This window comes from Listeria tempestatis, assembly GCF_963575625.1.
Classification (GTDB): Bacteria; Bacillota; Bacilli; order Lactobacillales; family Listeriaceae; genus Listeria; species Listeria tempestatis.
The window spans coordinates 339,897-354,035 of record NZ_CAUYTK010000003.1; the positions used below are offsets into that span (position 1 = coordinate 339,897).

Genomic DNA, 14,139 nt, shown 5'->3' on the forward strand with positions numbered 1-14,139 from the left:
TCACCTCTCCTTTAGTCCCGCATTTTCGGATCGAACGCATCGCGAAGTCCGTCAGCTATTAAGTTAAATGCTATCATAATGATACATAATACGATTGATGGATAAAGAACCATGTACGGCAATACTTGAAGCGTTTTATAGCCATCATTAATTAACGTTCCAAGTGAAGCTGTTGGTGCAGGTAAACCTAAACCGATAAAACTTAAGAATGCTTCAAAGAATATCGCACTTGGAATACTGAACATAACATTAATGATAATAACACCGGCTACATTTGGTAAAAGATGCCTACTTAAAATCTTAGGAACTGATTCACCTAGTGTCAAGGAGGCTAGAACGAATTCTTGGTCTTTTAGTTTTAATACTTGCCCTCTCACAACCCTGGCCATCGTTATCCAACTGGTTATTGCTATAGCAATAATTATGGATATAATTCCTGGCTCTAGAACTAGCAACATTAAAATAACAACAACTAAATTGGGAATGGCTGATATTATTTCTAAAATACGTTGCATTATATTATCCGTACGACCACCTACAAATCCTGAAATAAGACCGTAAGAAACACCAATTATTAGATCACAGAGAGCTGCTACCACAGCTATGATAAGCGATACACGTGTCCCAGCCCAAATACGAGCAAATTGGTCACGCCCTAGAGTATCACTTCCTAGCCAGTAGTAAGTGCCCTCTTTAACATTTTTTTGTTGATAAACATCTACTTCCGTGCCACCAATATTTTGCTTTCCATTCCAAAATGGTAGATTCTCAAAACCCGGTACTTTAGGAGGCAAACTAGCATACTCGTTTTTTTGATAGTTAACACTATTATTTGGGCCTAAATTGGCTGACATATACTGACCAAAAATCGCCATTAAAACAATAACCCCAAGAACTATAATAGAGATTAGAGCAGCCTTATTTTTTCTTACTCTTATCCATGAATCTTGAAGGAAAGTCAAACTTGGGCGTGAAATTTTTTCAGCTTCTGCATCTTTAACTTGAACTGGCTGAAACATTTCTTTTGCAATTTTTTCTGACATTATCTCTTACCTCCAGACACACGAATTCGAGGGTCAATTAATCCATATAAAATATCCACAACGAGGATAACCAAGATTAACATTACTGCAAAGAGGAGCGTTGTCCCCATAATAACAGGGTAGTCATTCGTTTGAATTGATGATACAAATTGGCTACCAATTCCAGGAATTCCATAAATATTTTCAATGACAAGTGAACCTGTCATTAGAGACACTGACAATGGTCCTATAACAGTTATAAGCGGAATAAGTGCATTTCGAATAGCGTGTTTTACTGCTATTTCAGGTCTACTGTTTCCTTTTGCTTTTGCAAGCAAAATATAGTCAGATGCAAAAACATCAATTAACTCAGTTCTCATAAAACGAGCCGCTGTTGCAAGCGGGAACATTGCAAGCGCAAATGCTGGTAAAATAGATTCAGCAAAAGTACCCCAACCAGCTACGGGTAACCATTGCAGTTTTGCTCCAATCCAGTATTGCAGGACTGTAGCGAAGACGAAAGAAGGAATCGATTTACCTAGTATCGCAATAAAGGTACTGGTATAATCCGGCCACCTATTCTGATACATGGCGGCGATAACTCCTAAAATTATACCAAAGAAAAGACCAAAAACCATTGCTTCTAGTGCGAGTGTGACAGAAGGACCGATAAGCGCGCCTAGAATTTCAGATACTGGACGATTGTCAAGTTGGAAAGATACCCCTAAATCCCCTTTTACTAACCCTGTCATATAGTTGAAATATTGAACAGGCACCGGATCATTTAAACCATATTTTTCATTCATAATATGAATTTGTTCATCAGATAATTTTTCCTGATTACGATATGGTGTACCCGGCAAAAGCTTCATTAGGAAGAATGTAACCGAAGCAATAATGAAGAGTGTTATTAACATGTAGAAAACGCGTTTTAACGTATATTTTGCCATCTATCTCTACACCTCCCAAATTTATTTTTATGTGTGAAAGGTTCTCAAAAAATTGTCTATTGTATTAGAGCCTTTACTTCATCAACCTATGTTAATGAAAAACAATATTCTCAAAACCTATTTTTTCCAAATTTAAATATGACGTTAAAGCGTTTTGATAAGTCTCGCAAAACATCAGCAAAATGAGAGAGTATATCGAAATATACTCTCTCTCAAGTCAAGCATTTCTTAAAAACTTATTTAGTCAAATACGTATTTTTGTACGTATAGTCTGGACCAAATGGATTTTTTTGTAAATCCTTAATATAAGATTGTTGCAAGTATGCATTTGAACGGTGATAAAGTGGAGAAATCGCTACATCATCTGTAAGCAAGATTTGTTCCGCCTTAACCATTTCGTCCCAACGTTTTTGTGGTTCAGCCGCATAAGTGACTGAAGCATCTTTTAAGATTTTATCATAATCAGGGTTAGAGTAACTCATTCTGTTTTGAGCACCACCTGTTTGGAATAAATCTAAGAAAGTAGATGGATCTTGATAGTCAGGACCCCAACCACTCATAGAAACGTCATAATCTTGGTTTTGATCATTTTGTAAGCGAATTTTAAATGGTACATTTTTAAGGTTCACTTTCAAACCATCAAGATTTGTTTCTAATTGGTTTTGAATAAATTCAGAAGATTTTTTAGCATTTTCAGTGTCATCACTTGTAAATTCTAAAGTAAGGTTACTTACACCTAACTCTTTCAAGCCTTGTTTCCAAGCTTTTTGAGCTTCTTCTTTATTATATTCTAAGTGTGCGCCAGATTCTTTTACATAATCCTCTTTGTTACCAGGATCAAATGTGAAATCTGGTGGCACCAAGTTATTAGCTGGTTTAGAACCATTTTGAAGAACAGTATTTACATACGCTTCTTTGTCAATTGCAAGGGCAAGTGCTTTACGGATGTTTTTATTTGCAAGTGCTGTTTTCTTACCTTTACGTTCTTGGTTAAATTTAATATAGAAAGTTGAAGAATCATTAACTACAGTATAGTCTTTATTGTCTTTATTTTGTGCAGAATACTCAGCACTTAAAAGCGCACGGTCAATTTTGCCCGTATTATAAAGGTTTAAGTTAGTTCCTGGGTCTTGAACAACCTGAACATTGATTTGTTTCAATTTCACAGCGTCTTTATCCCAGTAGTTATCATTTTTAACGTAAGTCCATTTTTTATTCGTTCCTGTCCAATCTTTCAATACGAAAGGACCGTTATATAAAATGTTATCACTGTTTTGAGCATATTTTTCGCCTTTTTCCGTTACAAACTTCTCATTTAATGGGAAGAACGTAGGGAATGCGAATAATGAATTAATATAAGCAGCTGGTTTAGATAATGTAACTTCAAGCGTTGTATCATCTACTGCTTTAATACCTAATTCTTCAGGTTTTTTCTTACCTGCTACAATATCTTCACCATTTTTGATAGCGGAGAATAGGTAAGAATAAGTTGCAGCTGTGGTCGGGTTAACCGCACGTTGCCAAGCAAAAACATAATCTTTTGCTGTTACAGGGTCACCGTTAGACCATTTTGCATCTTCACGTAATTTGAAGGTATAGACTGTTTTGTCATCACTAATTTTTGGTTCTTCAGCGGCTCCAGCAATTGCAGGAATGCCTTCTTTGTCAAGTGCGTACAGACCTTCATTTGTTTGGTTAAGTACATTTAAACCAACTTGGTCATCTGCTTTTGAACTATCAGCAGAAGGAATTAAAGCTGATTCTGACAAGTTAAGAACTTGTTCTCCTGATGCTTTACCATCACCTGAGCCTTTTTTATCGTCGGATGAAGAATCATTTCCTCCTCCACATGCTACTAAGACTAAGCTCAGCACTAGTGTCAATCCAAGAGTTAAAAATAATTTAGATTTTTTCACTAAATATACCTCCCTTTTTTATTTTTCTGAAAAATTGTTTCACTTGTTATTATACCCCAGTTTTTTAAGCTTTGTAAATTGATTTAACCAAATCTTTCAAATCAAGGCTAAAAGTGATAAATTTCAAAAAAATTCTCACAACGGCTAAAAAACAAGAAAAGTCTGACAAATAACACATACATTCGTACATTGATTTGAAAGATTTAATGCCGTTGATTAAGTTTTCAGAAAATAACCCTAGTTTAGTCAAACAACTTTTTTTCCTTGAATTCGGAATTCGTCAACCAAAAACCGAGCAAAACTAAAATAATAACAAAAAGTGATGTTAATCCCGAATAATTTTAGGATTATATTTATTTATATACTTTTTTTTTGCTCTTGTCTATATAAAAATACTAAAAAATAAATTAAATTTATGAATCTTTATAAAAAAGGTTGATATAATGGGATTTTCTAAAACAAAAAAATGTTATAATACATGACATCATCGAAAAGCTAGTCTCTCACTCGTTTATTACTAATTGTCCACTTTTGACAGAATATTCTGTTTTTTGTTATGAAAATCAATTAAAATTCGTCTACCTTCTTTTTTTATGCTAAAGTAATACAAGAATCAAAAACGCGAGGTGACATACTTTTGTTAAAACGATTAGTCATTTATACAATTATTCAGGAAGTTCTTATTTTAATTCTTATGCTTTTTCAACCAAATTTTACGCTTTTACAATATATTGACCTTTCTTTTTATGTTGGTTTTAGTGTATTTATAATTGGTCTTATCATCTATATTATGCGTTCTGGTTTTCTTGACCGCGCGCATGATGGCTTTCGTAAAGTATCCCGGAAATTTAGAGGGGAAGAAGAAAATGAGTTTTCGGATATGATGCTTTCTGAACTTGTAGGCATTCCATATCTCGATATTTTATTTAGTTCGCTCATTGTCCTTGCCTCAAGCTTTCTTGTTATGTTGTTTTATTACCAATAACCGTTTGACAGTTTATCCCATTTCTTGATAAACTATTATTACTATAATAGATGCGTTAGAGGGAAAATAGTACATTTTGTATATACTATTTATAGAGAGCTTGTGTTTGGTGGAAACAAGCATAGAACAAAATGGAATGGGCTTCCTGAGAACTACTTGTGAACATTTAGTAGCAAGTGGCGGCTTAAGACCGTTATCTTATGAGTGCTTTTTTAAAGCAATTAGGGTGGTACCGCGGACAACCGTTCGTCCCTAGCAATTTTTTTTGCTAGGGACGAACGGTTTTTATATTCTCTCAATCGCATATTAATTTTAGGAGGAAAATTAGGATGAAAAAAGTTATTTTTTCTGGTATTCAACCAAGTGGTGATTTAACACTTGGGAATTATATCGGCGCATTAAAACAGTTTGGTAGCTTCCAAGATGAATATGACTGTTACTACTGTATTGTTGACGAGCATGCTATTACGGTGCCTCAAGACCGCTTAAAACTTAGAAAGCAAATTAAAAGTTTGGCCGCGCTATATTTAGCGGTTGGTTTAGACCCCAAAAAAGCGACCTTGTTTATTCAATCAGAAGTTGCAGCCCATGCGCAAGCCGCGTGGATATTGCAATGTAATGTGTACATTGGTGAGTTAGAGCGCATGACTCAGTTTAAGGATAAATCTGCTGGTAAAGCTGGTGTTAGCGCTGGTTTACTAACATACCCGCCGCTAATGGCTGCCGATATTTTACTTTATCAGACTGATCTTGTTCCAGTCGGGGACGACCAAAAGCAACATATTGAATTAACACGTGACTTGGCCGATCGATTCAACAAAAAGCATAATGAAATCTTTAAAATGCCTGATATTTTTGTTCCAAAACAAGGTGCTCGCGTGATGTCTTTACAAGAGCCAACGAAAAAAATGAGTAAATCCGATGAAAATATAAAAAGTGCCATCTATTTGTTAGATCCACCAAACACGATTAGGAAGAAAATTAAGAGTGCGGTCACCGATTCATCTGGTGTGGTGCAATATGACAAGGAAAGTAAGCCTGGTATTTCTAACTTGCTCTCCATTTATTCAGCCTTAACAGGAGACTCCATTTCTGCAATCGAAGGAAAGTACGCTAATAAAGGTTATGGGGATTTTAAATCCGACCTTGCAGAACTTGTTGTTCAAGAATTAGAGCCCATTCAAGCGCGCTATGAAGACTTTCTTCAATCGGATGAATTGGATAGAATTCTTGATGAAGGTGCTGAAAAAGCTCGTTTTGTCGCGAATAAGACCCTTAAAAAAATGGAAAACGCCATTGGACTTGGTCGCAAACGCCGTTAAAAAAGAAAAGCCAAAATCAATTTTGATTTTGGCTTTTTGCTTATACAATTTGCAGCGTGACATCGATGTTACCACGTGTTGCTTTGCTGTAAGGGCAAACTTGGTGGGCTTTTTCAATCAATTCTTTGGCAGTCGCTTCGTCTACGCCGTCAATATGTGCCGCTAAGTCCACACCGACTTTAAACCCGTTATCTTCTGGATCACTATAAAGGGAAACCGTTGCAGTTACTTCACTTTTGCCAGTTACACCAGCTTTTCCCATGACGAGTTCAAGTGCGCTGTTAAAGCAAGAGCTGTACCCAGCAGCAAATAGCTGTTCTGGATTCGTACCCCCACCCCCGTCACCACCCAGTTCCTTTGGTGCCGAAATATCAAAGAAAAAAACATTGTCCTCCGAATGCACTTCCCCGCTTCTGCCGCCTGTATTAATAACCGTTGTTTCATACAATTTTTTCATTCTTTTCTCCTCCTAAATTAAATGACTTTTAAGTGTTTCATTTAAGCGTTTCATATCTGCAAGTAAATTTGTCTGTCCTTCCTGTTCAGAAAACAGTTGCTGAATGCAAGCATCCACTTCGCCGATAACAGCTTCTTCCAATCTACTACCTTTTTCCGTCAAAGAGATGACAACAACACGCTCGTCGCTTTGATTACGGTTCCGGAGGACTAGTCCATCTTGTTCCATTCTTTTAAGCAACGGAGTAAGTGTTCCGCTATCTAAGTCTAGGTGAGCTCCGAGCTCCATTACACTCTGCGCGTCTTGTTCCCATAGCGAGAGTAAAACGATGTACTGAGGATAGGTTAAGTGAAAGGGGCTGAGCGCTTTTCGATAGTATTTTGTGAAGTTTCGCTGGGCATTATAAATCGCAAAACATAGCTGCTCATCAAGTAATCGATGATTTGTTCCCATAAAACCATCTCCTTTATATTGTTCACAATTTAATTGTAAGCAATTTTTTAACAAAAAGCGACCATTTTGCTCAAAAAAAGAACTTGAACATTCTTCAATGTTCAAGTTCCTGAATGATTATCCTTCAAATTTCTTAAATACGAGTGTTGCGTTATGACCGCCAAACCCAAATGAATTGGACATAGCCACTTTTACATCTTGCTTCCGTGATACATTTGGCACATAATCAAGATCACAAAGTTCATCTGGATTTTCAAGATGAATAGTTGGTGGTATTACACTATCACGAATTGTTAGGATTGAGAAAATCGCTTCAATCCCCCCTGATGCGCCCAGTGTGTGCCCTGTCATCGATTTTGTGGAACTAACAGCTAGTTTGTAAGCATGTTCGCCAAAAACGGTTTTAACGGCAGCAGTTTCAAATTCATCGTTATAGCCTGTACTTGTCCCGTGTGCATTAATATAGTCTACACTTTCTGGTTCTAAACCAGCATCATTTAGTGCTTGCTTCATAGAACGAGCTGCTCCCTCACCGTTTGGAGCTGGTGCAGTAATATGATGCGCATCACTTGTTGAACCGTAGCCGACAACTTCTGCATAGATTTTAGCGCCACGTGCTTTTGCGTGTTCATACTCTTCTAAAATAACAATTCCTGCACCTTCACCGATAATAAAGCCATCGCGGTCCTTATCAAATGGGCGACAGGCTGTTTCAGGATCAGGATTGAGTGATAGAGCTTTGTTAGCACAAAAGCCAGCTAGTGACATTTTTGTAATTGGTGCTTCACTTCCACCCGTAATCATCACATCGGCATCACCGCGCTCGATCACTTTAAAAGCGTCTCCAATTGAGTTTGTACCTGTCGCACAGGCCGTTACGGTTGCTGTATTAATCCCTTTAGCACCAAAACGGATAGATACTTGACCAGAAGCCATATCTGGAATCATCATGGGAACAAAGAACGGACTAACCCGGCGAAGCCCACGATTAATATACGTATCATACTGTGTTTCAAAAGTTTCCATTCCGCCAATACCAGAACCAATCCAAACGCCTACACGTTCAGCATTGGCATCATCAATTTTAAAATCAGCATCGTTTAACGCCATTTCTGCACCAGCAATTGCATAGTGAGTAAAACGGTCCATCTTACGAGCTTCTTTTTTCTCAATGTATTTCTCAACATCGAAGTCCTTTAATTCAGCAGCGATTTTCACTGGGAAATCATCAGGATTTAAACGCGTTAATTCTTTAACCCCGTTTACACCATTTTTCGCGTTTTCCCAAGAAGTCTCTGCATCATTTCCAAGTGGAGTAACTGCTCCAACACCAGTAACGACTACTCTTCTTCTTTCCATGTACTCATCTCCTTGTCTTTGGGCTCATGAAAAAACAACTTCTATCAACTGACAGGAGTCATCCTTAATATTTGTTGCTTCAAAATTATAAATAAAAATATAGCAAAAACATATAGCCAATATACTGGCCACTGCACAAAATAAATAGAGCTTGGTTTGAAGCAAATTTCAAGCCGATTTTATTATACCACAAATGAAAGAAAGGTGTCTTTATCTATACATAAAAACACCCTAGGTTGACAATCAGAACTTCTATTTACCCCAACGAAGCACTAAAGCTCCCCACGTTAACCCTGCACCAAAGCCAACAAGAAGCAAGTTATCGCCGTCTTTTACGCGACCTTCTTCAACTGCATCAATTAGAGCAAGCGCGATAGAAGAGGAAGATGTATTACCATATTTGTGAACTGTTTTCATTAATTTTTCCTCTGGCAAGTCAAGTCGCTCGCGCGATGCTTCCATGATGCGAATGTTTGCTTGGTGAGGAATAAGTAAGTCTAAATCTGCTTTTTCTAATCCCGCCTTTTCTAAAACTTGCATCGACGCATCGCCCATTTTACGCACAGCAAAACGGAAAACTTCACGTCCGTTCATATATAATTTGTCATTTTCTTCTTTCAAATTTAAATATTTCCCGCCAGAACCATCTGAACCTAAAACAAATGATAATAAGCCTTTATCTTCAGAAACTGGTCCCATCACAATTGCACCAGCACCATCACCAAATAATACAGCTGTACTTCTGTCATCCCAATCGGTAATTTTGGATAGCTTATCCGCACCGATAACAACAACATGTTTATAAGCCCCGGTTTGAATAAACTGGGATGCAGTTACAACACCATACGTAAACCCTGAACATGCTGCTTCTAAATCCATTGCCGCTGCATTTTTAGCACCTAAACGGTCCTGAATAATATTTCCGACAGACGGGAAAGTAGCTTCTTGCGTTACAGTAGCTACGATAAATAAATCGATATCTTCAGGCGTTAGCCCAGCATTTGCAATTGCTTTTTTAGCTGCTTCATAAGCCATATCGTGTGTATATTCATCATCACGTGCAATTCGTCTTTCCTGAATTCCTGTACGTGTTCGAATCCATTCATCAGATGTTTCCATCATTTTTTCCAAATCAAAGTTTGTTAATACTCTTTCAGGAACATATTTCCCTACTCCTAGAATACCTGCGTTCATTGCTTCTCCTCCATATATAGCTGTCTTTATGACCTGGTACTAATTTTAACAGATATTAAGCTGTTTAGCAATTGTATTGTTTTTCTATATACAAAGAAATTCGTCTTGATGTGTCTTCCCAAAACTTATTGAACCTTCTAAAATACGTTGTAAGAGCGCGTCTAGAAGTTCTTTCACTTTAAAAGTAAAGAAAGAGCAGTTAGTTTTTAAAATTAACTGCTCTTTTTAATGACTGCTATCCTATTGATCATTTTCTTAAACGCGATTAAAAACTAAATTTTGGGTTAAATTGTCCTTTATACGGCTTATGCTCTACAAAAACGACAACATCATTTCCTGCCGCATCTTTACCCATGCGTTTATACGTAAATTTATTTGGATTTAATTCAGTAAGCTCAAGCGCTGCGCCGTATTTATTTGTCCCAATTGAAACGTGTGCACGAATTTTATTTCCATGTAACACATCGAAGTAACCGAAGTCCGTCCGACTTTCTCCCGTTTGTAAATTGAAGAATTCATACTTATTTGTTTTGCTATCGAATTTGGCTAGACTTATGAAGTTACGATTTTGTGCTGTTACATCATTTCCTTTTTCATCTAAAACTTTTGTACCATTCCAAAGTCGGTTCCCTAAAATTTTGTCTCCATCAACATATTTCAAGATTCTTCCAGTTTGTGAATTTAGTTGTTTATCTGGTTTTGTAAATTGTAATTCTTTCCCTTTGTACGGAACATGCTCTACATAGACTTCCACGTCTTTGCCTTCCTTATCTTTCCCCATGCGTTTATAAGTGAACATGTCACGATTAATCTTTTCCATCTCCACAACGGCTTGATAATTTAGTGATTCTGAAATTAAAATGCGTTTTTTCCCATCGTTTGTTATAAAGAAAGTTCCCGCATCGTTTCTTGATTCTCCGGTTTTAGCATCAAAAAATTCATATCGTCCGGTTTCAGACTCGTATTTTGCCAAACCTATAAAATTTTGATTTTCTGCTGTAAGGTCATTCCCCTTTTCATCATAAACTTTTGTGCCTTGCCAGTTTGTGCTCCCTAATATTTGTGTTGCTTTTTTCCCTGAAACCGCCTGGTCGTATTTTTTCGCTTCAACGTTTTTTGTCTCGCCAAAAGAAGTTTGCTCGAATGCTGTTGTAAATAGCACGGTTGTTCCGAGCAAAAATGCCCCCATTATTTTTACTTGTTTATTCATTATTTTTCCTCCTTTATTTATTTCTATCGTCATCTTACCGAAAGAAACTAAACTACAACTAAAGAAAAAATAAACTTTTTATGAACAAAAATCCCATACCCTTCTTTTACTATTATTCTATATCACAAATCAAGTCATATCAATAATTTACGGCATGATAACAATTTGTGAATATCTATTTAAAAATATTTAAAACTAAAAAACAAGGGTAAATGAGGAGCAAGCCTCAAAGCGCGGAACGAATAAATAAACAGGCTGCTGAATAAACATCAAAGTAGCCTGTTTTTATTTGCTTATAATTCCCTCGTGTCAATTTCACAATTAACCACTTTTCAATAGGAAGATAGACAAAAAAAGCGATAGTCTATGCTAACGCGTCAAATGTCTTCAAACTTATTTCTAGCCTCTTTCAGCGCTTTTTCTGCCGAGTCGAACCATTTCCCCTTAATCGCACGGTTAAGGCTCTTCATTTGTTTTTTATTTTTATCTTTAAAAGTTTTAATTTTTTCTTTTTCTGTTTCTTCGGTTAACTGCTCTCTATTTTCAGCGCTTGCAACTGCGTGGCTTGCGGTAAAAGTAGATATAAGTAACTTGTCTAACTTTTTTTCTGCTTCGCCTAAGGCATCACCTATTGGGTTGCTCATGCGGGTAATCCTCTCTTTCTTGATTAGTCCTCAATAGTTCATCTAGTAATCTCTTTTCATCTCACCATTAGTCACTTTTTGGCATAACTGATTGATTGTAAGGTCGTGTATAAACCTTCACGTTTCAACTATTCCGCCCCCTCCTCTCTGTTCTTCTTGAATAATTCCCCCTCTAATCGTTCAACCTCTTTTCTATATTGTCCATCTGCCTCTTCTCGCTTGTTTTCAAGTGTTTCCAGCTCACTTCGTACAATATAATTAACCTCGTCTTGCGTATGACTAATCATATTATAGCCATGGGAAAGTGGCGGAATGCTTTCAGGGTCATATTCCGAAACAATAAAGCGCAAGCGATTGGCTTTGTCATCTAGCCTTTTAGAAAATTGATGATTTGTTTCTCGAACCTCTTCCTCTTTCGCTTCTATTCGTCTAGTTTCTCGTTTGTGGTCCTCTTCTAAGTGGTCTATTCGTTGTAAGATTGCTTGTTTTGATATGTCCAAATGGTTACCCCTCTGCAATTGTTCGCGCAAGTTCTTGATCTTTTTCAATCACTTCATTAATAGCCTGTTGTATTTGATTGATGACTTTAGTATAATCTTCTTCAATTTCTTTCAGTTTATTTAATTTCCTTTTACGTTTCTCAATGGGCTTAAGTTTTATTTTCTCCTCTGTTGCCCCACCGTCCGCCAACGCCTCAATAATTTCATTTTCTGTTAGTGAATCTCCGTAGTGTCTTGCATCTGAATGTGTTTTCTTCCAAAGTTCGCGGGCATTTTCCATGTCTTTTTTATAGAGCTTTTCTAACCCCTCACAAGCATGTTTCATTTCCATTTGCATCGTGCGAACGTAAACGAATGCCTCTGATGCTTCGAGAAATTTTTCTTCTGATGATGTCAGCCCGCCTCCGCTTGCGCTAAGTTTTTTCTTAAGCTTAGCTACATCTTTCAACCCTTCCGCTTGAAGTACTGCGGCTTTTTTGCTGTTCCCTGCTTCTGTTAATTTCAAATTGCCGTCTTTGTCAAACTGGTATCCTCCCCACATGTGTTGTTTGCCCATGCTCCCTGTGTCTTTCCCGTCCACAAAAAGAACATTTCCAACCGCCTTTTTATCTTCACCGTACCCCAAAGGCACAACGTCGAGAAGATCAGCATAGATAAAACCTTTATTTGAGGCTGTGAAAGCATCAGCGGTTTTCTTTTGCTCGGCATCTAGAAGATTGTAAACATTGGGGCATTGGTACAAGTAAGCTCCGCCTATTCGCTTGAGTTGTTCTTTACTTAAGTCGGCAATGGCATAGCTCCCATTCATTCCCCCCAGAGAATGCGCATATACATATCCTTTAGCATTGGGATAGGTATTCAATGTCTTTTTTAAAGTTTCCGCCGAACTTTTTAATTGGGGGGTAGCTTTTCCTTTTCCCATCAATATCATAGTGGCGGTAGGTACATCATTTTGAAACCAGTCCGCCGCAACATCGTTATTTATATCTGGCTTACCCAAGCCCATTTCATTAGGGGCTGAAGAACCGCGATAGAGAATTGTTACTTCTTTAACCTTTTCACGTTCGGAAAGTGGCGAATTGGCGGTTACCTTCTTTCCTCCGTTTGTGATAATATAGGTCTGTTCGCCTGTTGCTTTGTTGTCGATGATTTGGGAGACTTTCCCTGATACAGTATTTCCCTTCACAATATAATCATCTCCGACTTTTACCTTATCATATTCTTTTTTGCAATTTTAACATTTTGTTTATCTGTATATTTACTCACTTTGTTTCAACTCCAATTCACTTGAAAGTTCACCTGCTATACTTGAAACAATATCAGTATCAAAATCCCCTGAACTATCTTTATCAAGGTTAAAATTAATATATAAATTTTTGTCATCATTTACATATATTTGCCCATTGATGCCGCCCATTGGATTAGCTTTTATAGTTTCGTTGTTAACTCGATAGCTTTTGATAACCCCTTGATTTGTTAAAGCTTTACTATCTAATTTCTTTAAACTATGCTCAAAAATGCTTTTCGCTTCCTCACTATGTACAATTTCCGTCATTTCTTTTTCTTGTTCATTTTGCATATGCTTATCAACTCCTATTTTTATACCAATTCCGATAACAATAACTAGCATAATACTTATAATAATTATTAGCGTCTTTTTCATTTTGTCGCTCCACGCCCCTTTTCTCTATTTATATTAAGAAACACCTCTTATAATGTACAATAAGAGGCGCTTTTTTAAAATTAAAATCCAAAATTCTGCGACAATTGTTGGTCTTGTTCTTCCACTGCACTCGCCGTTTTTTGAAGTTGTTGTTCGATTTGATCCATCAAATTCGCGAACTCTGTCACTTTTGGTTTTAGTTGATTGAATTGGTCGTCAAAACGTGCGAACGCTTGCCCTTCCCATTCACTGCGTAACTGTTCTTGTGTTTGGGATAAACGTTGTAATAATTGTTCAATATCTCGCGCACTTGTGCCATACGTTTTTGCACGGTCGCGAAGTTCTGCCGGGGTCATTCTAATTTGTCCAGACATATCATTCATCTCCTGTTTATGTATTTTTCTTACAATTATAATATAACATACTACTATTTTACCGTCCATGTAGATTTTGTAAATTTTTTG

General features: G+C 37.1%; 15 protein-coding genes and 1 other annotated feature. Of the genes, 2 read left to right on the forward strand and 13 right to left on the reverse strand.

The window, feature by feature from the left end; translation table 11 throughout:
• Positions 1-11: 11 nt before the first annotated feature.
• The 3 genes from opp3C to R8923_RS06550 all read right to left on the reverse strand — a co-directional run bounded on the left by opp3C (position 12) and on the right by R8923_RS06550 (position 3,888).
• Positions 12-1,046: an oligopeptide ABC transporter permease gene (gene opp3C, locus R8923_RS06540; protein ID WP_485871980.1), complete on the reverse strand. Its 1,035-nt coding sequence runs from the start codon at positions 1,044-1,046 to the stop codon at positions 12-14.
• Positions 1,043-1,972 carry an oligopeptide ABC transporter permease gene (gene opp3b / locus R8923_RS06545; protein WP_485871951.1) on the reverse strand — a complete coding sequence of 310 codons (930 nt, stop codon included), beginning with the start codon at positions 1,970-1,972 and terminating at the stop codon, positions 1,043-1,045. The genes opp3C and opp3b overlap by 4 nt, the downstream gene beginning before the upstream one ends.
• Positions 1,973-2,208: 236 nt before the next feature.
• The gene (locus R8923_RS06550) at positions 2,209-3,888 is read right to left on the reverse strand and encodes a peptide ABC transporter substrate-binding protein (RefSeq protein ID WP_485871952.1); all 1,680 of its coding nucleotides are present in this window, start codon (positions 3,886-3,888) and stop codon (positions 2,209-2,211) included.
• Positions 3,889-4,525: 637 nt separating this feature from the next.
• Between R8923_RS06550 and R8923_RS06555 the strand changes: the two genes are divergently transcribed.
• Both R8923_RS06555 and trpS read left to right on the forward strand, forming a co-directional pair.
• On the forward strand, positions 4,526-4,873 hold the full coding sequence (locus R8923_RS06555; RefSeq protein ID WP_485871953.1) for a DUF3899 domain-containing protein: 348 nt from the start codon (positions 4,526-4,528) through the stop codon (positions 4,871-4,873).
• Between the two features lie 46 nt (positions 4,874-4,919).
• Positions 4,920-5,130: a binding site (T-box leader), on the forward strand.
• A gap of 72 nt (positions 5,131-5,202) precedes the next feature.
• Positions 5,203-6,195: a tryptophan--tRNA ligase gene (gene trpS, locus R8923_RS06560; protein ID WP_485871954.1), complete on the forward strand. Its 993-nt coding sequence runs from the start codon at positions 5,203-5,205 to the stop codon at positions 6,193-6,195.
• A gap of 40 nt (positions 6,196-6,235) precedes the next feature.
• Here trpS and R8923_RS06565 read toward each other — a convergent pair whose 3' ends face one another.
• The 10 genes from R8923_RS06565 to R8923_RS06610 all read right to left on the reverse strand — a co-directional run bounded on the left by R8923_RS06565 (position 6,236) and on the right by R8923_RS06610 (position 14,049).
• Entirely contained in the window at positions 6,236-6,652 is a 417-nt protein-coding gene (locus R8923_RS06565; RefSeq protein WP_485871955.1) for an organic hydroperoxide resistance protein, read from the reverse strand.
• A gap of 12 nt (positions 6,653-6,664) precedes the next feature.
• Complete coding sequence (locus R8923_RS06570) at positions 6,665-7,105, reverse strand: MarR family winged helix-turn-helix transcriptional regulator (protein WP_485871956.1); 441 nt, start codon at positions 7,103-7,105, stop codon at positions 6,665-6,667.
• A 117-nt stretch (positions 7,106-7,222) separates the two neighbouring features.
• A complete protein-coding gene (fabF, locus tag R8923_RS06575; RefSeq protein ID WP_485871957.1) occupies positions 7,223-8,464 on the reverse strand; it encodes a beta-ketoacyl-ACP synthase II in 1,242 nt (413 codons plus the stop codon).
• Between the two features lie 252 nt (positions 8,465-8,716).
• Positions 8,717-9,658 carry a beta-ketoacyl-ACP synthase III gene (locus R8923_RS06580; protein ID WP_485871958.1) on the reverse strand — a complete coding sequence of 314 codons (942 nt, stop codon included), beginning with the start codon at positions 9,656-9,658 and terminating at the stop codon, positions 8,717-8,719.
• Positions 9,659-9,923: 265 nt separating this feature from the next.
• A complete protein-coding gene (locus tag R8923_RS06585) occupies positions 9,924-10,868 on the reverse strand; it encodes a DUF4822 domain-containing protein (protein ID WP_485871959.1) in 945 nt (314 codons plus the stop codon).
• Positions 10,869-11,245: 377 nt separating this feature from the next.
• A complete protein-coding gene (locus R8923_RS06590) occupies positions 11,246-11,512 on the reverse strand; it encodes a hypothetical protein (RefSeq protein ID WP_485871960.1) in 267 nt (88 codons plus the stop codon).
• A gap of 128 nt (positions 11,513-11,640) precedes the next feature.
• Positions 11,641-12,012, reverse strand: coding sequence for a hypothetical protein (locus tag R8923_RS06595; RefSeq protein WP_485871961.1), 372 nt, complete (start codon positions 12,010-12,012; stop codon positions 11,641-11,643).
• A 4-nt stretch (positions 12,013-12,016) separates the two neighbouring features.
• On the reverse strand, positions 12,017-13,198 hold the full coding sequence (locus tag R8923_RS06600; protein ID WP_485871962.1) for a hypothetical protein: 1,182 nt from the start codon (positions 13,196-13,198) through the stop codon (positions 12,017-12,019).
• A gap of 72 nt (positions 13,199-13,270) precedes the next feature.
• Positions 13,271-13,675, reverse strand: coding sequence for a DUF1310 family protein (locus R8923_RS06605; RefSeq protein ID WP_485871963.1), 405 nt, complete (start codon positions 13,673-13,675; stop codon positions 13,271-13,273).
• An 80-nt stretch (positions 13,676-13,755) separates the two neighbouring features.
• The gene (locus R8923_RS06610) at positions 13,756-14,049 is read right to left on the reverse strand and encodes a WXG100 family type VII secretion target (RefSeq protein WP_485871981.1); all 294 of its coding nucleotides are present in this window, start codon (positions 14,047-14,049) and stop codon (positions 13,756-13,758) included.
• Positions 14,050-14,139: the final 90 nt, after the last annotated feature.